This window comes from Delftia sp. 60 (genome assembly GCF_002754395.1).
Lineage (GTDB): Bacteria > Pseudomonadota > Gammaproteobacteria > Burkholderiales > Burkholderiaceae_C > Comamonas > Comamonas acidovorans.
This window is the reverse complement of record NZ_PEFD01000001.1, coordinates 4,937,130-4,957,171: the sequence shown is the minus strand read 5'-3', so window position 1 is coordinate 4,957,171 and position 20,042 is coordinate 4,937,130. Positions and strand designations below refer to the sequence as shown.

19 protein-coding genes are annotated in these 20,042 nt (G+C 67.4%); 10 read left to right on the top strand and 9 right to left on the bottom strand.

What is annotated here, in order from left to right:
• Positions 1-60: 60 nt before the first annotated feature.
• Positions 61-1,605, top strand: a complete 1,545-nt coding sequence (locus CLV01_RS22380; RefSeq protein WP_034395892.1) for a polyamine aminopropyltransferase — start codon at positions 61-63, stop codon at positions 1,603-1,605.
• On the top strand, positions 1,584-3,350 hold the full coding sequence (locus CLV01_RS22375; protein ID WP_099733174.1) for an FAD-dependent oxidoreductase: 1,767 nt from the start codon (positions 1,584-1,586) through the stop codon (positions 3,348-3,350). Before CLV01_RS22380 ends, CLV01_RS22375 begins: the two co-directional genes overlap by 22 nt.
• Before the next feature lie 37 nt (positions 3,351-3,387).
• On the opposite strand, the gene CLV01_RS22370 is transcribed toward CLV01_RS22375, so the two are convergent.
• From CLV01_RS22370 to CLV01_RS22360, 3 genes are read right to left on the bottom strand one after another with little or no spacing between them, the layout of a single operon-like run.
• On the bottom strand, positions 3,388-4,377 hold the full coding sequence (locus CLV01_RS22370; RefSeq protein ID WP_099733175.1) for an HD-GYP domain-containing protein: 990 nt from the start codon (positions 4,375-4,377) through the stop codon (positions 3,388-3,390).
• A gap of 40 nt (positions 4,378-4,417) precedes the next feature.
• A complete protein-coding gene (locus CLV01_RS22365; RefSeq protein WP_013801579.1) occupies positions 4,418-5,083 on the bottom strand; it encodes a retropepsin-like aspartic protease family protein in 666 nt (221 codons plus the stop codon).
• A gap of 33 nt (positions 5,084-5,116) precedes the next feature.
• Positions 5,117-5,602, bottom strand: coding sequence for a YajQ family cyclic di-GMP-binding protein (locus tag CLV01_RS22360; RefSeq protein ID WP_012206580.1), 486 nt, complete (start codon positions 5,600-5,602; stop codon positions 5,117-5,119).
• 104 nt (positions 5,603-5,706) lie between these two features.
• On the opposite strand from CLV01_RS22360, the gene murB reads away from it, so the two are divergent.
• Entirely contained in the window at positions 5,707-6,807 is a 1,101-nt protein-coding gene (murB, locus tag CLV01_RS22355; protein ID WP_099733176.1) for a UDP-N-acetylmuramate dehydrogenase, read from the top strand.
• Between the two features lie 96 nt (positions 6,808-6,903).
• On the opposite strand, the gene CLV01_RS22350 is transcribed toward murB, so the two are convergent.
• Together CLV01_RS22350 and CLV01_RS22345 are read right to left on the bottom strand one after the other, a co-directional pair.
• Positions 6,904-7,269, bottom strand: coding sequence for an SPW repeat protein (locus tag CLV01_RS22350; RefSeq protein WP_034395872.1), 366 nt, complete (start codon positions 7,267-7,269; stop codon positions 6,904-6,906).
• A gap of 98 nt (positions 7,270-7,367) precedes the next feature.
• A complete protein-coding gene (locus tag CLV01_RS22345) occupies positions 7,368-8,237 on the bottom strand; it encodes an MBL fold metallo-hydrolase (protein ID WP_099733177.1) in 870 nt (289 codons plus the stop codon).
• Between the two features lie 138 nt (positions 8,238-8,375).
• Here CLV01_RS22345 and CLV01_RS22340 point away from each other — a divergent pair, with 138 nt between their 5' ends.
• Positions 8,376-9,275 carry a LysR family transcriptional regulator gene (locus CLV01_RS22340; RefSeq protein WP_012206576.1) on the top strand — a complete coding sequence of 300 codons (900 nt, stop codon included), beginning with the start codon at positions 8,376-8,378 and terminating at the stop codon, positions 9,273-9,275.
• A gap of 201 nt (positions 9,276-9,476) precedes the next feature.
• Here the strand turns inward: CLV01_RS22340 and argG are convergent, their stop codons facing one another.
• The 4 genes from argG to CLV01_RS22320 form a co-directional block, all read right to left on the bottom strand.
• A complete protein-coding gene (gene argG / locus CLV01_RS22335; protein WP_013801583.1) occupies positions 9,477-10,811 on the bottom strand; it encodes an argininosuccinate synthase in 1,335 nt (444 codons plus the stop codon).
• A gap of 110 nt (positions 10,812-10,921) precedes the next feature.
• Positions 10,922-11,239 (bottom strand): pyrimidine/purine nucleoside phosphorylase, encoded by a 318-nt coding sequence (ppnP, locus tag CLV01_RS22330; RefSeq protein WP_012206574.1) that lies wholly within the window; start codon positions 11,237-11,239, stop codon positions 10,922-10,924.
• 127 nt (positions 11,240-11,366) lie between these two features.
• Positions 11,367-12,110: a glycine zipper 2TM domain-containing protein gene (locus CLV01_RS22325; RefSeq protein ID WP_013801584.1), complete on the bottom strand. Its 744-nt coding sequence runs from the start codon at positions 12,108-12,110 to the stop codon at positions 11,367-11,369.
• A gap of 127 nt (positions 12,111-12,237) precedes the next feature.
• Positions 12,238-12,615 (bottom strand): ArsC family reductase, encoded by a 378-nt coding sequence (locus tag CLV01_RS22320; RefSeq protein ID WP_099733178.1) that lies wholly within the window; start codon positions 12,613-12,615, stop codon positions 12,238-12,240.
• A 79-nt stretch (positions 12,616-12,694) separates the two neighbouring features.
• On the opposite strand from CLV01_RS22320, the gene folC reads away from it, so the two are divergent.
• From folC to gltX, 6 genes are all read left to right on the top strand, one after another.
• Positions 12,695-14,017, top strand: coding sequence for a bifunctional tetrahydrofolate synthase/dihydrofolate synthase (gene folC / locus CLV01_RS22315; protein ID WP_013801586.1), 1,323 nt, complete (start codon positions 12,695-12,697; stop codon positions 14,015-14,017).
• A 70-nt stretch (positions 14,018-14,087) separates the two neighbouring features.
• On the top strand, positions 14,088-15,014 hold the full coding sequence (locus tag CLV01_RS22310) for an SPOR domain-containing protein (RefSeq protein ID WP_099733179.1): 927 nt from the start codon (positions 14,088-14,090) through the stop codon (positions 15,012-15,014).
• Between the two features lie 49 nt (positions 15,015-15,063).
• Positions 15,064-15,555: a CvpA family protein gene (locus tag CLV01_RS22305; protein ID WP_099733180.1), complete on the top strand. Its 492-nt coding sequence runs from the start codon at positions 15,064-15,066 to the stop codon at positions 15,553-15,555.
• A gap of 133 nt (positions 15,556-15,688) precedes the next feature.
• Positions 15,689-17,197: an amidophosphoribosyltransferase gene (gene purF / locus CLV01_RS22300; RefSeq protein WP_012206568.1), complete on the top strand. Its 1,509-nt coding sequence runs from the start codon at positions 15,689-15,691 to the stop codon at positions 17,195-17,197.
• 213 nt (positions 17,198-17,410) lie between these two features.
• Positions 17,411-18,625: an O-succinylhomoserine sulfhydrylase gene (locus CLV01_RS22295; RefSeq protein ID WP_099733181.1), complete on the top strand. Its 1,215-nt coding sequence runs from the start codon at positions 17,411-17,413 to the stop codon at positions 18,623-18,625.
• Positions 18,622-20,028 carry a glutamate--tRNA ligase gene (gene gltX / locus CLV01_RS22290; protein WP_099733182.1) on the top strand — a complete coding sequence of 469 codons (1,407 nt, stop codon included), beginning with the start codon at positions 18,622-18,624 and terminating at the stop codon, positions 20,026-20,028. The genes CLV01_RS22295 and gltX overlap by 4 nt, the downstream gene beginning before the upstream one ends.
• The last annotated feature ends 14 nt before the right edge of the window (positions 20,029-20,042 follow it).

Sequence of the window (20,042 nt, the reverse complement as noted above, 5' to 3'; positions counted from 1 at the left end):
TCCCGCTTTGCACGGTGTCCGTTGCACGCGGGAAGGGGCGCATCGCGCACAATACCGGCCGTGCAAACCTCAGCCCCTCTTGCCGGCGCGCAGCCGGCGCGTCCCATCGACATCGCCCTGCTGGTCAGCGTCTTCGTGATCGCGGCCTGCGGCCTGCTTTACGAACTGGCTGCGGGTGCGCTGGCTTCCTATCTGCTGGGCGACTCGGTCCTGCAGTTCTCCACCATCATCGGCAGCTACCTGTTCGCCATGGGCATCGGCTCATGGCTGTCGCGCTATTTCGAGGACCATCTGCCCGCGCACTTTCTGCGCATCGAGCTGATGGTGGCCCTGGTCGGCGGCGCGCTGCCGGCCACGCTGTTCATTGCCAATGCCTACGCGCCCGGCGCGTTCCGGTTCCTGCTGTACGGCATGGTGCTGGTGGTGGGCACCCTGGTGGGGCTGGAGATTCCGCTGGTGATGCGCATCCTCAAGCGCAATGTGACGCTCAAGGACCTGGTGTCCCAGGTGCTGACCTTCGACTACCTGGGCGCGCTGGCCGTGTCGCTGGCATTTCCGCTGCTGCTGGTGCCCAAGCTGGGCCTGGTGCGCACGGGGCTGCTGTTCGGCTTCATGAATGCGGCGGTGGCGGTCTGGGCACTGCTGCTGTTTCGCCATGAACTGCGGCGACCGCGCGCCCATGCCCTGGCCTGCGCGGCCGTGCTGGCCCTGCTGGGCACGGGCATCTGGGGCGCCGACCATCTGACGCGCCTGGCCGACGACCATTTCTACCAGGACCGCATCGTGCTCTCCAGCAGCTCGCCCTACCAGCGCATCGTGGTGACGCAGGGGCGCCAGGGCGCGCGGCTGTACCTCAACGGCAACCTGCAGTTCGCCCAAAGCGACGAGTACCGCTACCACGAGGCCCTGGTCCACCCCGTGATGGCCGCGCATGGCGCGCCCAAGCGCGTGGCCGTGCTGGGCGGCGGCGACGGCATGGCCGTGCGCGAGGTGCTCAAGTACCCCTCGGTGGAGTCGGTCACCCTGGTGGAGCTGGACCCGGCCATGACCGACCTGTTCAAGGACAACGCCATGCTGCGCCGGCTCAACGGCGAAGCGCTCAGCGATGCGCGCGTGCACATCCTCAATACCGATGCCTTCCACTGGCTGCAGCAGGGCGGCGATACCTTCGACGTGGTCATCGTCGATTTCCCCGACCCGACCAATTTCGCCATCGGCAAGCTGTTCACCAACAGCTTCTATGCCTTGCTGGACAAGCGCCTGGCGGCCAGCGGCTACGCCGTGGTGCAGACCACCTCGCCCCTGATCGCACGCAAGAGCTACTGGACCGTGGTGCAGACCATCGAATCCATCGGCCTGCAGGCCACGCCCTACCACGCCCATGTGCCCAGCTTTGGCGAATGGGGCTTCGTCATCGCCAGCCACCGCCCTTGGCGCGAGCCCGATGCCCTGCCTGCGGGCCTGCGCTTTCTGAGCGCGCAGACCATGGCGCTGATGTTCGACTTCCCGCTGGACATGGCGCGTGTGCCGGCCGAGGTCAACCGCCTGTCCAACCAGGTGCTGGTCAACACCTACGAGCGCGAATGGGGCAGGGTGGAGCGTTGAGCACCGGCCTCTTGCCCCTGTGGAGCCGGCGCCAATGGCTGCAGGGCCTGGCCGGCGGTGCAGCCCTGGGCCTGGGCCTGTCCGGCTGCACGCCAACGCCACCGCGGCTTGAAGACCTGCCCGGCGGATTCAGCGGCGTGGCGCTGGAGCGCGGCCATGCCTTGCGCGCGTTCTGGCAGCGGCTGGCCCAGGGCCTGGCGCTGCCGGCGCCGGCCGTGGTGCACCGTGCCAAGGTGGTGATTGCCGGCGGCGGCATGGCAGGACTGGCCGCCGCGCGCGCACTGGAGCTGGCGGGTGTGCAGGGCGTGGCCCTGCTGGACACGCAGCAGGCCATGGGCGGCAACAGCCAGGGCGGCAGCATTGCGGGCCTGCCCTGTCCGCTGGGTGCCCACTATCTGCCCCTGCCCGGCGACGATGCGGCCGAGGTGCAGGACTGGCTGGAGGCCCTGGGCCTGCGCCAGCGCCGCGCAGGCCGCTGGCAGTACGACGAGCGCCATCTGTGCCACAGCCCGCAGGAGCGCCTGTTCTGGCAGGGCGCCTGGCATGAGGGCCTGCTGCCCGTCGATGGCGTGGCGCCGCGCACGCTGGAGCAGTACGAACTCTTTGCGCGTAGCGTGGCCCAGGAGATGGACAGGGCGGCCTTTGCCATGCCGTCCATCCGTGTCTGGCAGCGCGAGGGCCGGCTGCCCGCCGCCCATGCCGCGCTGGACGGCCAGACCATGCAGGCCTGGCTGACCAGCCAGGGCATCGATGATGCGCAGCTGATCTGGTATCTGGAGTACTGCTGCCGCGACGACTTTGGCGCGGGCCTGGCGCGCGTATCGGCCTGGGCAGGCATTCACTATTTCGCCAGCCGCCATGGCTTCTCGGCCCCGCGCCGCCAGGACGAGCGAACGGCAGAAGAGGCCGGCGACGCCGTGCTGACCTGGCCCCAGGGCAACGGCTGGCTGTCGCAGCAACTGGTGGCCGGGCTGGGCTCTACCGACCTGCAGACGGATTGCAGCGTGCTATCCATCGTCGAAGGTGCCGACGGTGTGGAGATCGACGTCTACCACCATGGCCGCCAGCAGCACGAGCGCTGGCTGGCCGCGCGCTGCGTCGTGGCCCTGCCCAGCTTCATCGCGGCACGCGTGGTGCGCGATGCGCCGGACTTCCTGCGCGCGGTGGCCGGCCGGCTGGACTGGGCGCCCTGGCTGGTGGCCAACATCCATCTGCAGCGGCCGCTGGCCGACCGGCCCGGCGCCGATCCGGCCTGGGACAACGTGCTGTTTGCCGATCCGAATGCGGGCGGTCTGGGCTACGTGGACGCGGGCCACCAGGGCCTGGACCGGCTCACGCCCCGGCCCACGGTGCTCAGTTACTACCAGGCGCTCGGCGACTGGCCTGAAGGGCGCGCGCAACTGCTGGGCCAGCCCTTCGGCTTCTGGCGAGACCGCATCGTCGGCAGCCTGCTCGTCCCCCATCCCGACCTGCTGCACAAGGCCACGCGCATGGAGATCACGCGCTACGGCCACGCCATGGCCATTCCCCGGCCTGGCGACCAGCAACTGCTCAGCCAGGTGGCGCTGCAGTCGCTCCACCGGGGCCGCAGCGCGCAGTGCGCCGGCGAGCGCGTGGCCCTGCTGCCCACGCCGGGCACGAGACGCCTGTGGTTCGCGCATTCCGACTGGGCCGGCTACTCGGTGCTGGAAGAGGCCTTCACGCGCGGCCACCATGCGGGCTTGTGGGCCGGCGCGCGGACCTGAGGCTGTTCGCGGTGGCCACATGCGCGTGGCAGGCGCTTCAGATGTTGCCCGGCACCTGCACCATGCGGTACAGCGACTGGCTGCCGCGTGCGGCCAGCACGCCCAGCTGCGCCAGCGTGCGCGGGTCCAGCTCCAGCGTGATGGCGGCGCGCGCCAGTGCCGAGCGGATGCGGGGGCCGTCCTCGCCTTCGTGGATGACGGGCGGGTAGAGGCTGGCGCCATCGGCGCCGATCACGCTGGCCACCAGCGGCGGCTGCGGCGGCTCGCCACGGCGCAGCACCACGGCGATGTCGCCGTTGTCCAGCCGCACATAGGTGCCGGGCGGGCACAGGCCCACGGCGCGCACCAGCGCAAAGCCCACCTCGTCGGAGTAGCGCTGCTGCTGGGTGAGTGCGCGCAGCGACTCGGCGGCGCTGCGGCCTTCGCGTGACTTGCGCGGGCTGATCAGGGCCGCGTAGCGGTCCACCGTGCCCAGGATGCGCACCAGGCGCTGCACCGGGGGCAGTGTGGTCAAGGGCTGCTGGGGTACGGCTTCATGGTGGCGGGCCACCAGTTCCAGCCACAGCGCGTCGTTGACGAACAGACGCGCCAGCAGGGCCTGGCTTTGCAGCGGATGGCGCTGCACGGCCTGCTGCTGGGCGGGGGTCAGCGGCTCGCGCTGCAGCGCCAGTTCATCCTGCAGCGCGTTCATGCCGATGTTCATGGTCAGCGCGCCGCGTACCAGGGTGCGGTGCTCGGTCTCGTTCAGGCGCAGCTCGCGCGCCAGCACATGGCACAGGCAGGCGCAGACCAGGGCATGGGAGGCGCTGTAGCCCACGGTGGAGGAGCAGGCGCGCTGGAACATCAGGTACAGCGCGGCATCGCTGTCGTGCGCGATCAACTCCTGCAGCCACAGGTCGATCTGCTGCAGCTTGACCAGGAAGCCCTGCACCTGCAGCGGCGCGGACAGCAGCACGGACAGCGCGGCCTCCAGGTCGGACCACAGGCCCAGCAGGTCTTCGTAGGAATCGTCGGGGCGTCGGCTCATCGGTGGCGGGGTGCGGAAAGCGGGGCGCGTGCAGGCCGCATCAGCGCCGCTCCAGCACCATCTCGCTGCCCTGGCGGGTCATCTGGACGTGGGCCAGAAAGCTGTTCCCCAGCAGCACATAGGGCATGGCAAGAGGGGCGACCACGGCGTCCACGCCAAAGACCTCGACATCGCCCACGCGCACCGAGTCCAGCCGCAGGCTCCAGCCCTGGGCGTCGCCGTTGGCGGTGCGCATCATCACGGGCTGGCCCTTGAGAAAGGGAAGGCCCATGCGTTCGGCGTCGGACCGGCCTATGGCGACCGAGCTGGCGCCCGTGTCCACCATGTAGACCATGGTCTTGCCATTGATCTGGCCGCGTTCGATGAAATGGCCCCGGTTGTCGGCCTTGAGCACCACGCGCCGGCCAAGCGCGGGATCGCCCGCTGCCGCGCCCCGGCCGCCCAGGCTGATGGGCGCTTCGCCCAGGCGCAATGTCTGGCGGCGGCCCTTGATTTCCACCTCGGCCGTGTCGCCCGATACCTGCAGCACGCGCACGTCCTGCAGGCTGTCGCCGGCCGCCAGAGCGCGTGGCGTGCCGCCGTCGATGACCAGCAGGGCCTTGCTGCCCAGCACGCCGCGAAGTGCCACGGACTGCGCTGTCGCCGGTGGCGGAGCCAGCACGGCCACGCCGGCCAGGCTCAGAAGTACGGCACGCAGGTGGCGCATGGGGCTTGTGGTGCAGGGGCGGATGCCGGGCGATCAGTCGCGGAAGTTGTTGAAGGACAGGGGATGGTCGGCCAGGTCCTTGCGGATCAGGGCCATGGCGGCCTGCAGGTCGTCGCGCTTGGCGCCGGTGACGCGCACGGCGTCGCCCTGGATGGCGGCCTGCACCTTGAGCTTGCTGTCCTTGATCAGCTTTTGCAGCTTCTTGCCCAGCTCGGCCTCGATGCCGTTCTTGACCTTGATGGTCTGCTTGAGCTTGTCGCCGCCGATCTTCTGGGCCTTCTGGATGTCCAGGAAGCGCACGTCCACGCTGCGCTTGGTCAGCTTGTTGCGCAGGATGTCCTCGACCTGCTGCAGCTGGAAGTCGGCATCGCCGAACAGCGTGATTTCCTTGTCCTTGAGTTCGATGGCGGCCGAGGTGCCCTTGAAGTCGAAGCGCGTGCCGATTTCCTTGGCGGTGTTCTCCACGGCGTTCTTCACTTCGACGAAGTCGGCTTCGCACACGGTGTCAAAAGAAGGCATGGCAAATATTTCCTGTAAATGTTCTGAAAAAGTATCGCAGCGCGGGACCGGGCGATGCGGGCGCGGTGCCGGAGGCGTGGGGACGCGGTGCGACAATCCGGCTGATGTTAGTCGAGAAAAATGTTCCGCTGCAGCATTGCAACAGCTTCGGCATCGCCGCCCGTGCCCACACCCTGGTGCGTGTGCGCAGCGATGAGGATATTCGCCATTTCCTGGCCGATCCGCTGTGGGGCCGCCAGCCCGTGTTCGTGCTGGGCGGCGGCAGCAACGTGGTGATCACGGGCGATGTCGATCCCGTGGTCCTCAAGATGGAGATAGCGGGCATGCGCCTGCTGCGCGAGACCGATCGCCACTGGATCGTCGAGGCCGGTGCCGGCGAGCGCTGGCACGACCTGGTGGCCTGGACCCTGTCGCAGGGCTATGGCGGCCTGGAGAACATGGCGCTGATTCCCGGCACCGTGGGCGCATCGCCGGTGCAGAACATCGGCGCCTACGGGCTGGAGCTGCAGGACCGCTTCGAGTCGCTGGATGCCATCGACCTGGCCACGGGTGAATCCTTCACGCTGGATGCCGCGCAATGCGCCTTCGGCTACCGCGACTCGGTGTTCAAGCACGCCCCGGCCGAGCCCACGCCCGTGGCGCGGGCGCGCATGAGCGGCGTGCCGCCGCGCGGCATGGGTCTCAAGGGCCGCGCCGTGATCACGCGCGTGCGCCTGGCCCTGCCCAAGGACTGGAAGCCCGGCCTGGGCTACCTGGACCTGCAGCGCCGCCAGGCCGAGGTCGGCGTGGCCGAGCCCACGGCCCGCCAGATCTTCGACTGGGTCTGCGAGATCCGCCGCGCCAAGCTGCCGGACCCGGATCAGATCGGCAACGCCGGCAGCTTCTTCAAGAACCCGACGGTGACGCCCGAGCAGTGCGCCGACATCATTGCGCGCGAGCCCAAGATCGTGCACTACCCCATGGACGACGGCTCCATCAAGCTGGCCGCCGGCTGGCTGATCGATGCCTGCGGCTGGAAGGGCAAATCCATGGGCCGCGCCGGGGTGTATGACAAGCAGGCCCTGGTGCTGGTCAATCGGGGCGACCGGCACAGCGTGGACCGCAGCGTCACCGGCGGCGAGGTCATGACGCTGGCCGGCGCGATACAGACCAGCGTCTACGAGCGATTCGGCATCCGCCTGGAGCCCGAGCCCGTCGTGGTCTGATCGATCGACGGCCTCAAGAAAACAGCGGCCCGCAGACCATGGAGGCCTGCGGGCCGCTTTGCTTGCTTTGTATCAGCGCTTCAGTGCTTCAGCGCATCAGTGGGCGGAGTGGCTGCTGCGCCAGCTCATGTAGTCCTTGTCGGTCATCAGCACCCACAGCGCCAGCACCATGACCACCACGCCAGACACCACGGCATTGCGCATGGCATCCATCTGGCCCGCATAGCCCAGCACCCAGGGCGAGATCACCATCCACAGTCCCAGCAGGCCTTCGGTCCATTCCTCCCACGCGCGGGGCATGAAGATGGCCCCCAGCGCAGCGGCAATCAGCGCCAGGCCGATGACCACGCCATTGGCCGTGGGCGCCATCTGGTCCTGGAACCCGAGCACCCAGGGCGAGACCGCCAACCAGGCTCCCAGCAGGACATTGATCGGGTCCTGCCAATGCTTCATGTATTTCATGGCTGCACCTCCTGCCGCCACGACGAATGAGGGCGGCAACTCGTTGGATCAAGGCCGCAGCATGCAGGTTCCATGAGGATTTTTGTGAAAGTGCCTGCTTACCAGGGCATCTCGCCCTTGTTCACCTTGGCACCAATGTCCAGCGACAGCGCCATGCCGGCCTGCGGGTAGGCCTGCTTCATGGCGCCGATCAGCTCGGCACTGTTTGCGGCCTTGGCTGCGGCGGCCTCGAAACGCTGGAGATAGTCGCGTGTATAGGCGATGGCGCTGGCGTCCATGGCGGTGCCGGCCTGCATGTGGCCGGGCACGACGACGGCGGGCTTGAGGGCCTGCATCTCGTCCAGCTGCGCCAGCCAGGCCTTGCGCTCGGCGCTCTTTTGCGTGTCCGCCGTCCAGACATGCAGGTTGCCGAACACGCCCACGTTGCCGACGACGGCCTGCAGCGCAGGCACCCAGACATAGGGGCGGTGGGCCAGCGGGCCGGTGGTGCCGCGCAGCTCCAGCGTCTGGCCGTCCACGGTCACCGTATTGCCCTGCAGGGCCTCGGGCAGCACGTGATGGCTGGGGGCGTTGGCGCCCATCTTGGGGCCCCAGAAGGCCAGCTTGCCCTGCAGCTTGGACTCGATCTTCTCGCGCACGGCGGGCGTGGCCACGACCTTGGCCTGCGGGAACAGGTTCTTGAGCACCTCGGCGCCGAAGTAGTAGTCGGGGTCGGCATTGCTGATGAGGATGGTGGTCAACTGCTTGCCGCTGTCGAGCACATTGGCGGCAATGCGCAGGCCGTCGGCGCGGGTGAAGCCGCTGTCCACGACCACGGCCTCCTTGGCGCCGGTGATCAGGGTGGAGGTCACGGCAAAGCTGTGTTCGTCGGCCTGGTAGACCTTCATCTGCAGCGGGGCGGGCGCCTGGGCATGGGACAGGCCGGCCGACAGGGCCAGGGTGAGCGAAAGCACGGTGGTGCGAAGCATGTCGATTTCCTTTGAAAAAAGCACAAGACAGAAAACGGGTGGCAGCGCCGTGCTGCCATGGGTGGTACTTTAGTTTTTGAAATCGAGCAGATAAACCGCAGAATATGCGCTTGTTTGTTGCAGAAATCGAGCAGATCCATGGACCGATTGCTGGCGATGCAGGTGTTTGCCACGGTGGCCGAATGCGGCAGCTTCACGGCGGCGGCCGAGCGGCTGGACCTGTCGCGTGCCATGGCCACGCGGCATGTGGAGTCGCTGGAGCAGTGGCTGGGCGCGCGCCTGCTGCACCGCACCACGCGCCGCGTCTCGCTCACCGATGCCGGTGCACAGTGCCTGCGCTACAGCCAGCAGATGCTGGCCCTGGCCGATGAGGTGCAAGGCGAGATGCGCGCCGGCGACAGCCAGTTGCGCGGCCTGCTGCGCGTGACCTGCAGCATGTCCTTCGGCCATGCGCAGATGGCGCCGGCCATTGCGCAGTTCATGCGGCTGCACCCGCACCTCAAGATCGACCTGCTGGTGGACGACGGCGCGCTGGACCTGGTGCAGCAGCGCATCGACCTGGCCATACGCATCAGCGCCGATCCGGGCGCCGCACTCATCGGCCGGCCGCTGGCCGTGTGCGAATCGGTGCTGGTGGCTTCGCCTGCCTACCTGGACGCGGCAGGGCGGCCGCAGACACCGGCCCAGTTGCAGGCCCACCGCTGCCTGGGCCATATGCGCGTGGGCCGCAATGTCTGGCAATTGGCGCGGCGTGACGACGAAAGCGATGAGCAGCAGATCGCCGTCACCACCTGGTTCAACGCCAACGAAGCCACCGTGCTGGCCGCCGCTGCCGTCGAGGGTGCGGGCATCGCCTTCCAGCCCACCTACCTGGTCCAGCCCATGCTGCAGGCCGGCCAGCTGGAGCTGGTGCTGCCGGACTGGCGCCCGCAGCCGCTGACCGTGCATGCGCTGTACAGCTCCCGCCGCCACCTGCCGGTGGCCGTGCGCGCGCTGCTGGATTTTCTCGTGCAGCGCTTCGAGGGCGCGCGCTGGTAGCAGGGGCGTAAAAAAGCCGCCTTGCGGCGGCTTGTGGGATGCAAGTGTGCGATTTTCTGGCCCATGGCGTCGCGTGCTTGGCGGGCGCGTCCCATGCCAGGGACGCCGAGCAAGGGCCGCCCCGCAGCGAGGGCGTCGTCCCCCTCCCTCGCGAAGCGAGTAGAGAGGGGGAAGCGGCGTCAGCCGCTCAGGGGGTGTAGGTCATTCCTTGCCGCCCAATTGGGGCAGGGCGGTGCTGGTGCCCAGCGACAGCAGGCCGGCCTTGGAGTAGATGGCCAGCTTGTCGCGCGTGTCCATCAGGTCCAGGTTGCGCATGGTCAGCTGGCCAATGCGGTCGGCGGGGCTGAAGGGCGCGTCCTCGACCTTTTCCATCGACAGGCGCTCGGGAGCGTAGGTCAGGTTGGGCGATTCGGTGTTCAGGATGGAGTAGTCGTTGCCGCGGCGCAGTTCCAGCGTCACGGTGCCGGTCACGGCGCGGGCCACCCAGCGCTGGGCGGTTTCGCGCAGCATGATGGCCTGCGGGTCGAACCAGCGGCCCTGGTACAGCAGGCGGCCCAGGCGCAGGCCGTTGATGCGGTACTGCTCGATGGTGTCCTCGTTGTGGATGCCGGTCACCAGGCGCTCGTAGGCGATGTGCAGCAGGGCCATGCCGGGGGCTTCGTAGATGCCGCGGCTCTTGGCTTCGATGATGCGGTTCTCGATCTGGTCGCTCATGCCCAGGCCGTGGCGGCCACCGATGCGGTTGGCTTCCAGGAACAGCTCCACGGGGTCGGCGATTTCCTTGCCGTTGATGGCCACGGGGCGGCCTTCGTCAAAGGTCACCGACACTTCCTCGGCCTTGACCTCGACTTCGGGCTTCCAGAACGCCACGCCCATGATGGGGTTGACGATGCGGATGCCGCTGTTCAGGAACTCCAGGTCCTTGGCCTCGTGCGTGGCGCCCAGCATGTTGCTGTCGGTCGAGTAGGCCTTCTCGGCGCTCATCTTGTAGCCGAAGCCTTCCTTGGTCATGAAGGCCGACATCTCGGCGCGACCGCCGAGCTCGTCGATGAAGGTCTGGTCCAGCCAGGGCTTGTAGATCTTCAGCGCGGGGTTGGTCAGCAGGCCGTAGCGGTAGAAGCGCTCGATGTCGTTGCCCTTGAAGGTCGAGCCGTCACCCCAGATGTTGACGTCGTCTTCCTTCATGGCGGCCACCAGCATGGTGCCGGTCACGGCACGGCCCAGGGGCGTGGTGTTGAAGTAGGTGATGCCGCCCGTGGAGATGTGGAAGGCGCCGGCCTGGATGGCGGCAATGCCTTCGCCGGCCAGCTGCGAGCGGCAGTCGATCAGGCGGGCCTGCTCGGCGCCGTACTCCATGGCCTTGCGGGGGATTTCGTCGTAGTCGGCCTCGTCGGGCTGGCCCAGGTTGGCCGTGTAGGCGTAGGGCAGGGCGCCCTTGTTCTTCATCCAGCGCAGGGCAGCGCTGGTGTCCAGGCCGCCCGAGAAGGCGATGCCGACCTTCTGGCCGACGGGAACGTTTTGCAGGATGGTTTCCATACGATGCTTCTCTCAATAACGATGGCGGCTGGCGTGCGGGACGCGGCTGCCGGAAAACACGGAAGGCGCCTGGGCGCCGTCAGGTCGAATGCGTCGGTCTGCTCAGGCGCTCAGGCGTAGTGGCAGATGTAGTGGTAGGCCTCGGTCACGCGGATGTCGAACTTGGAGTTCGCAGGCACCTGGAAGGACTCGCCGGCCTTGGAGGTCAGCCACTGGTCCGAACCGTCGAGCTTGTACTCGCAGGAGCCGGCCACGCATTCCATGATCTCGGCAGCGGCCGTACCGAAGGTCAGCTGGCTGGGCAGCACCACGCCGGCAGACTTCTTCGTGCCATCGGCCAGCGTGAAGCCGTGGCTGATGCATTTGCCGTCGAAATAGACATTGGCCTTGGTGGTCAGGGTGATGCCAGAGATGGTTTCGGTGGTCATGGAAGCTGGGCAGAGGGTGGACTAAACCGCCCATTTTAGGCCAGCACCCGGCCGCTGCCCGTACGTGCTGGCCGCCGCCATGCAAAAAGCCCCTTGTCGGGGCTTGCGGGGCGAGCGCATGGTGGCCTCAGCGGCGCCAGCCATGGCGGTAGCCGCCGCGCCAGCCGTGATAGCTGGGGCGCGAGGCGTAGTACACGCCGGCAGCAAGGGCTGCACCAATCACCACGGGCGCCACATAGTCACCGGCCGAATACACCGGTTGCACCGGCTGGGCCGGGTAGTAACCACCGTCGTAGTAATTGTTTTCATAGACCACGGGCGGCGGCACGGGCGTGGTGGAGTACGCGGCCTGGGGCGGCTGGTTGGTGCTGTAGTAGCCATTGCTGCCGTAGGCGCCGCTGTTGGCTGCGGGCTGCACGCTCAGTGCAATCCAGTCGCCAGGCGGGGTGGCGGTCCGCGTCGTGTAGTTGCGGCCCGCGTATTCATAGACCACGTCGTAGGCCACGGCGCGGTTCTGGTAGTAGGTCTGGGTGGTGCAGTTGCGCACCGTCTGGTATTGGGGCTGCTGTCCCGAGGCTTCAGCCTGGTTGCCCAGCATGGCGCCGCCAATCACGCCGGCTGCCGTGGCCGCAGCGCGTCCGCCGCCGTGGCCAATGGCGTTGCCCACCACGCCGCCCGCCAGCGCACCCAGCACGGCGCCCGCGCCCGAGGTGCTGCGCTGGCCCGAGTAGACGTTCTCATCGCGGCAGACCTGCTGGGGTACGGCCACCTGTTGCGTCACCGGGGTCACGGAAAGCACCCGGCCTTGCTCCTGGGCCAGGGCTACGGTGGCGGTCGTGGCCGCCAGCGTCAAAAGAACCAGGGATTTCATGATTGCACTCCTGTTGCGCTGGCGGTACTTCCTGCCAGGCTCCATGCAAGTGTATTCCTCGGGCCCGAAAAGCAGTTTGCGGCCGCGTAAATCCACGTAATAAGCTGTTCCAGGCCTGACGGCAGTGTTAGCGCTTGCCCTCGTGGGCCAACTCTGCCCAGGCGTCGGGCGCAAAACCCACGGTGACGCGTCCCTGCGGCCATTGGACGACCGGGCGCTTGATGACGCTGGGCTGCTGCTGCATGAGGGCTGCGGCACCGGCCGCATCCTGGGCTCCGGCCTGGGTGTCGGCATCGAGCTTGCGCCAGGTCGTGCCCTGGCGGTTGAGCAGCTTTTCCCAGCCCACGGCCTGCATCCAGGCTGGCAGTTGAGCGGCAGGGACGCCCTGTTTCTTGAAGTCGTGGAATTCGTAGGCGATGCCCTGGTCGGCAAGCCAGGCGCGGGCCTTCTTGACGGTGTCGCAGTTGGGAATGCCGTAGAGCGTCACAGTGTTTGAAGTGGTCATGATTGGTTGCAGTTGCCGCAGTCCGCGGATGGCGAGGACCCCATAAGGACACTGTCCCTGGGTAACAATAGCGCGCAGTATGCACACCTCATTTCCCACATTGGATGCATGGCTCGCATATTGCGAGCGCCTGCACCCCAAGAATATCGCGCTGGGCCTGGATCGCGTGCGCGAAGTCGCCCAGCGCCTGGACCTGCGTTTCGACTGCCCCGTGATCACGGTGGCAGGCACCAATGGCAAGGGCTCGACCTGCGCCATGCTGGAGGCCGTGGCGCTGCAGTCGGGCTTTCGTCCCGGCGTCTACACATCGCCGCATCTGGTGCACTTCGAGGAGCGCTGCCGCGTGGGCGGCGAGATCGTGAAGGCCGCCGAGCTGCTGCCGCAGTTCGAGGCCGTGGAGCAGGCGCGCGTGCAGGGCACGGAAGTGGCGCTCACCTATTTCGAATTCACCACGCTGGCCATCCTGCGGCTGATGAGCCAGTCCAGGCTGGATGTGGCGATTCTCGAAGTGGGGCTGGGCGGACGGCTGGATGCGACCAATGTGATCGACGCCGATTGCGCCGTCATCACCAGCATCGACATCGACCATGTGGAATTCCTGGGCCCGGACCGCGAGAGCATCGGCCGCGAGAAGGCCGGCATCATGCGCGCCGGTCGGCCGGTGGTGGTCAGCGATCCCATGCCGCCGCAAAGCGTGCTGGACCATGCACAGGCCATTGGCGCCGATCTCTGGCGCCTGGGCCAGGACTTCAACTTCTCGGGCGACAAGCAGCAGTGGGGCTGGGCCGGACGCGGGCGGCGCTATGCGGGCCTGGCCTATCCGGCGCTGCGCGGCGCCAACCAGCTGGTCAATGCATCGGGTGCGCTGGCCGCGCTCGAAGCCATTCGCAGCCGCCTTCCGGTCACGGCCCAGGCCGTGCGCACGGGGCTGGCCATGGTCGAGCTGCCGGGGCGTTTCCAGATCATTCCGGGCCAGCCCACGCTGGTGCTGGATGTTGCGCACAACCCGCATTCGGTGGCGGCGCTGACGGCCAACCTCGACGCCATGGGTTACTTCCCCTGCACGCATGCGGTGTTCGGCGCCATGCACGACAAGGACCTGGCGCCCATGCTGGGCAGAATCGCACCGCTGATCGACCGCTGGTACCTGACCGACCTGCCCACGCCGCGTGCCGAAAGCGCCGAAGTGCTGCGCCAGAAGATCGAAGCCCTGCCGCCCGCGCCCGGCGTGCCCCGCGAGCTGTCGGTGGCCACCTTCGCAAACCCGCAGCTGGCGCTGGATGCAGCGGTTCTGGCCGCAGGTCCCACTGATAGAATCGTGGTCTTTGGCTCGTTCTTCACGGTGGGCGGCGTGCTGCAGGACGGCCCGCCCCGGCTGAACGCCAAGCATCTGGGCACCTGAATCCAGTGATCCGCACCGCAGGCGGCCATCGTGGCCGCTGTGGTGGCCGATATGAACGAGTCCGCACTCCATGGCATTTTTCAATTTTCGTTGGCCCGGCAAAAAAGACGACGGTGATTCGTCGTCCGCATCGAGGCGGCCCACACGGCTGGGACAGGCGGAAAGCGTCGATGTCATGCGCCGTCGGGCGCGCCACCGCCTCATCGGCGCTGCCGTGCTGGTCCTGGCGGGCGTGGTGGGTTTCCCCCTGCTGTTCGACACCCAGCCGCGTCCGATTCCCGTAGACATCCCCATCGAGATTCCTGACCGCGACAAGGTTGCGCCCCTGGTCGTGCCCGGCGCCAATGCCGTGGACGCCCATTCGCATGGCGCGGCTGCGCCGACGGGCCGCGTGTCGGCCCAGGCCTCGCTGGGTGCCGATGAGGAAGAGGTTCCCATGGGCAGGCCTTCGGCGCCGTCCGTGCCTGTGGCCCCTCCCGTTTCCCAGGTGGCTCCGGTCAAGCCTGAAGCGAAGCCCGAGGCAAAGCCGGAGCCCAAACCCGCCGCCAAGCCTGAGACCAAACCCGAGCCCAAGCCGGAACCCAAGCCCAAGCCTGAGCCGGCCAAACCCGAGCACAAGCCGGAGCCCAAGCCCGAGCCGAAACCCGAGCCCAAGCCAAAGCCCGAACCCAAGCCCGAGCCGTCCAGGAGCGACGACGCCGCGCGTGCCCGTGCCCTGCTGGAAGGACGCAGCGCGCCCGCCGCTTCAACGGCGGCCGCAGCGACGGACGAACGCTTCATCGTGCAGGTCGGTGCCTTCTCCGACGCCGGCAAGGCCCAGGAAATCCGCGCCAAGCTGGAGCTGGCGGGCCTGAAGACTTTCACGCAGGTGGTGGACACCAAGGACGGCAAGCGCACGCGGGTGCGTGTGGGCCCGTTCAATGGCCGGGCCGAAGCCGACAAGGCGGCGGCGCGCGTCAAGGGCCAGGGCCTGCCTGCGTCGGTGATCAAGCTCTGACGCGGTGACGTACATCTTGCAAAGCAGCACGGGCGCACAGAAATAGCGTATGTCCACGGTGGACTGGGTTTTGCTGGCCTGCGTGCTGGCCTCGATGCTGCTTGGCGCCTGGCGTGGGCTGGTGTACGAGGTGCTGTCTCTGCTGGGCTGGCTGGTGGCCTTTGTCGTGGCCCGCATCTGGGCGGCCGACGTGGCGCTGTGGCTGCCCATGCAGGACTGGGACATGCAGCTGCGCTACGCCGCAGGCTTTGTGCTGTTGTTCGTGCTGGCGCTGTTCGGCTGGGGCCTGGTGTCCTGGCTGTCGCGCCGGCTGATCGAGGCGGTGGGGCTGAGGCCCGTGGACCGCACGCTGGGCGCGCTGTTCGGCGTGCTGCGCGGGGCGCTGCTGGCCCTGGTGGCAACGATGGTGATCAGCTACACGCCGCTGCACCAGGGGCAGTGGTGGCAGGATTCAGCCCTGGCGCCATGGCTGATGAAGGCGCTGGCTGTGGTTTTGCCACAGCTGCCGCAGGAATGGGGACGCTATCTGCCGGCTGCATGACAAGGCGCTGCAGCGCAGGAGTCGGCTGGCAGAAACAGTTTGGATAGAGAAATCGGGCGCAGGCGTGGCCAATGGGTGGCTGCTACGGCCCAGACAGCGAAGGGCGACCTTCGCAAACGGATGGAACGCAACTATGTGTGGAATCGTTGGTGTAGTCAGCACCGCGCCCGTGAATCAACTGATCTATGACGCCCTGCTGCTGCTGCAGCACCGTGGCCAGGATGCCGCAGGCATCGTGACCCAGCAGGAGCGCAAGTTCTTCATGCACAAGGCCAAGGGCATGGTGCGCGACGTGTTCCGCACCCGCAACATGCGTGCCCTGCCGGGCACGGTGGGCCTGGGTCAGGTGCGCTACCCGACGGCCGGCAACGCGACCAGCGAGGAAGAGGCCCAGCCCTTCTACGTGAACGCGCCCTTCGGCATCGTCATGGTGCACAACGGCAACCTCACCAATGCCAAGCAGCTGCGCGAGGAGCTGTCGGACACCGACCACCGCCACACCAACACCGAGAGCGACTCCGAAGTCCTGCTCAACGTGCTGGCCCACGAGCTGGCCCGCGCCAGCAGTGGCGCGCCGCTCAAGAGCGAAGACGTGTTCCAGGCCGTCAGCGCCGTGCACAAGCGCATCAAGGGCTCGTATGCGGTGATCGCGCTGATCGCCGGCTACGGCCTGCTGGCCTTCCGCGACCCGTTCGGCATCCGCCCCCTGTGCATGGGCCGCGGTGCCGACGGCTCGGTGATGCTGGCCAGCGAGTCCGTGGCCCTGGAAGGCACGCTGCACCAGCTCGAGCGCGATGTCGCCCCGGGCGAGGCGGTGTTCGTGCACAGCGACGGCCAGGTCGAAACCCGCCAGTGCTCTGAAAAGAGCGAGCTGCACCCCTGCGTGTTCGAGTACGTGTACCTGGCCCGCCCGGACTCCGTGCTGGATGGCATCTCCGTCTACCAGGCCCGCCTGAACATGGGCGAGACGCTGGCCAAGCGCGTGGTCTCCACCGTGCCCCCCAACGAGATCGACGCCATCATCCCGATTCCCGAATCCAGCCGCCCCAGCGCCATGCAGCTGGCCCAGCTGCTGGGCATTCCGTACCGCGAAGGCTTCGTCAAGAACCGCTACGTGGGCCGGACCTTCATCATGCCGGGCCAGTCCTCGCGCAAGAAATCGGTGCGCCAGAAGCTCAACGCCATCGGCAGCGAGTTCAAGGGCCGCAAGGTGCTGCTGGTGGATGACTCCATCGTGCGCGGCACCACCTCCAAGGAAATCGTGCAGATGGCGCGTGATGCCGGTGCCGTCAAGGTCTACCTGGCCTCGGCAGCGCCTCCGGTGCGCCATCCCAACGTCTACGGCATCGACATGCCCACGCGCGCCGAACTGGTGGCGCATGGCCGCACGGTCGAGGAAATCCGCCAGGTCATCGGTGCCGACGCGCTGATCTACCAGGACGTGGCCGCCATGAAGCAGACCGTGGGCAAGATCAACCCGCAGGTGCAGGGCTTCGAGGCTTCGTGCTTCGACGGCGTCTACATCACGGGCGACATCTCCGAGGACGAAGTCACGGCACTCAATGAAGGCCGCAACCGCGGCGGCGAGGAAGAGTCCAGCGACGCCTCGCGCCTGTCCCTGCCCAATGCCCAGGAAGCCTGAGCCCGAGCCTGAGTCAGAGCGATCGGGCTTCAGTGACAATACGGGGGCGGGCCTGAGGCCCGCCCTTTTTTGACAAATGAGCTAAAAGCGCTGGTGCTGGAGGACTGCAGGCTGCAACGCCCAGCAAGTCCCCAGGTGACAAGTGTTTCTAGCTCCTTTTTTCCGGGCACCGCCGCCATCGGCGGGCCGCGCCCGACCCCAAGGACCATCAACGTGACGAACAAGACACTTCCCGAAGGCCTGCATCCCGATACGCTGGCCCTGCGCGTGGCCGTGGAACGAAGCCAGTGGGGCGAGCATAGCGAAGCCCTGTACATGACCAGCAGCTTCGTGCAGCCTGACTGCGCAACGGCAGCGCGCCGCTTCGCCAACGAAGAGCCCGGCTACACCTACAGCCGCACCTCCAATCCCACGGTGACCAGCTTCGAGCAGCGCCTGGCCGCCATGGAAGGCACGGAATGCGCCGTGGCCACGTCCACCGGCATGTCGGCCATCTTGCTGGTGGCGCTGACCACGCTCAAGGCGGGCGACCATGTGATCTGCTCGCAGTCCATGTTCGGCTCCACCATCAAGCTGCTGGGCGGCGAGATGGCGCGCTTCGGCATCGAGACCAGCTTTGTCTCGCAGACCGATGTGCAGGCCTGGAAGGCCGCCATCCGTCCCAACACGCGATTGCTGTTCGCCGAGACGCCGACCAACCCGCTGACCGACCTGTGCGACATCGCCGCGCTGGCCGAACTGGCGCACGCCCATGGCGCGCTGCTGGCGGTGGACAACAGCTTTGCCTCGCCCGCGCTGCAGCGGCCCGCGCAGTTCGGTGCCGACCTGGTCGTGCACTCCGGCACCAAGCTGCTGGACGGCCAGGGCCGCGTCATGTCGGGCGCGGTCTGCGGCACGACGGCGCTGGTGGACAAGGTCATGGGCACCTTCCTGCGCAGCGGCGGCCTGAACCTGGCGCCGTTCAACGCCTGGGTGGTGCTCAAGGGCCTGGAGACGCTGTCCCTGCGCGTCAAGGCGCAAAGCGCCTCCGCGCTGGAGCTGGCCACCTGGCTGGAGGCCCATCCCAAGGTCGCCCGTGTCTACTACCCGGGCCTGGCCAGCCACCCGCAGCACGAGCTGGCCATGCGCCAGCAAAACGGCATGGGCGGCGGCGTGCTGTCCTTCGACGTGGTGGGCGAGGGCGCCGAGCAACTGCGCGCCAATGCCTTCCATGTGGCCGACAGCACCCTGGTGTGCTCGATCACGGCCAACCTGGGCGACGTCAAGACCACCATCACCCACCCGGCCAGCACCTCGCATGGCCGCCTGAGCGAAGAGCAGCGCCGCGTCGCCGGCATCGGCCAGGGCCTGCTGCGCATCTCCGTCGGACTGGAATATCTGGGCGACATCAAGAACGATCTGTCCCGCGGACTGGATACCCTGCAATGACACAAAAAGTACGAACCCGTTTTGCCCCGTCTCCCACGGGCTTCATCCACCTGGGCAACATCCGCTCGGCCCTGTATCCCTGGGCCTTCGCGCGCGCCACGGGTGGTGATTTCATCCTGCGCATCGAGGACACCGACGTGGAGCGTTCCACCCAGGCCTCGGTGGACGTGATCATCGAAGGCATGGCCTGGCTGCAGCTGGACCATGACGAAGGTCCGTTCTATCAAATGCAGCGCATGGACCGCTACAAGGAGGTGCTGGCCGGCCTGCAGGCTTCGGGCCATGTCTACCCCTGCTACATGAGCGTGGAAGAACTCGACGCCCTGCGCGAGCGCCAGATGGCCAACAAGGAAAAGCCGCGCTACGACGGCACCTGGCGCCCTGAAGAAGGCAAGGTGCTGCCGCCCGTGCCCGAAGGCGTGCGCCCCGTGCTGCGCTTCAAGACGCCGCAGGGCGGCGTCGTGGCCTGGGAAGACAAGTGCAAGGGCCGCATCGAGTTCCAGAACAGCGAACTCGATGACCTGGTGATCGCGCGCCCCGATGGCACGCCCACCTACAACTTCTGCGTCTGCGTGGACGATATGGACATGGCCATCACCCATGTCATCCGTGGCGACGACCACGTCAACAACACGCCGCGCCAGATCCACATCTTCGAGGCGCTGGGCGCCAGCGTGCCCGTGTTCGCCCACCTGCCCACCGTGCTCAACGAGCAGGGCGAGAAGATGAGCAAGCGCAACGGCGCCAAGGCCGTCACCCAGTACCGCGACGAAGGCTACCTGCCCGACGCCATGGTCAACTACCTGGCCCGCCTGGGCTGGAGCCACGGCGACGACGAAATCTTCAGCCGCGCCCAGTTCCTGGAGTGGTTCAACCTCGACCATCTGGGCCGCAGCGCAGGCCAGTTCGACGAGGCCAAGCTGCGCTGGGTCAACGCCCAGCACCTGAAGGCCCTGGACGACGCGGCCCTGGCAGAGCTGGTGCGCCCCTTCGTGCTCAAGACCGGCCTGGACCAGGCCCTGCTCGATGCCGACGGCCGCCTGCCGCGCATCTGCGCCCTGTTCAAGGACCGCTGCGAAACCCTGGTCGATCTGGCCGGCTGGGTGCGCCTGTTCTATGTGGACGCCTTCGACCGCAACGCCGAAGACCTGGCCAAGCATGTGACCGACGCCGTGGCGCCCGCCCTGAACGCCTTCGCCGAAGGCATCGCCTCGGTGGAGTGGAGCAAGGAAGCCATTGCCGCTTTGATCAAGGAAGTGCTCAAGGCCCAGGGCCTGAAGATGCCGCAACTGGCCATGCCGGTGCGCGTGCTGACGCTGGGCACGGCGCACACGCCTTCGGTGGACGCGGTGCTGGAGCTGCTGGGTCGTGAAAAAATTCTGGCCCGTTTGAAAAACCGCTAAAAACCTGTCTATAA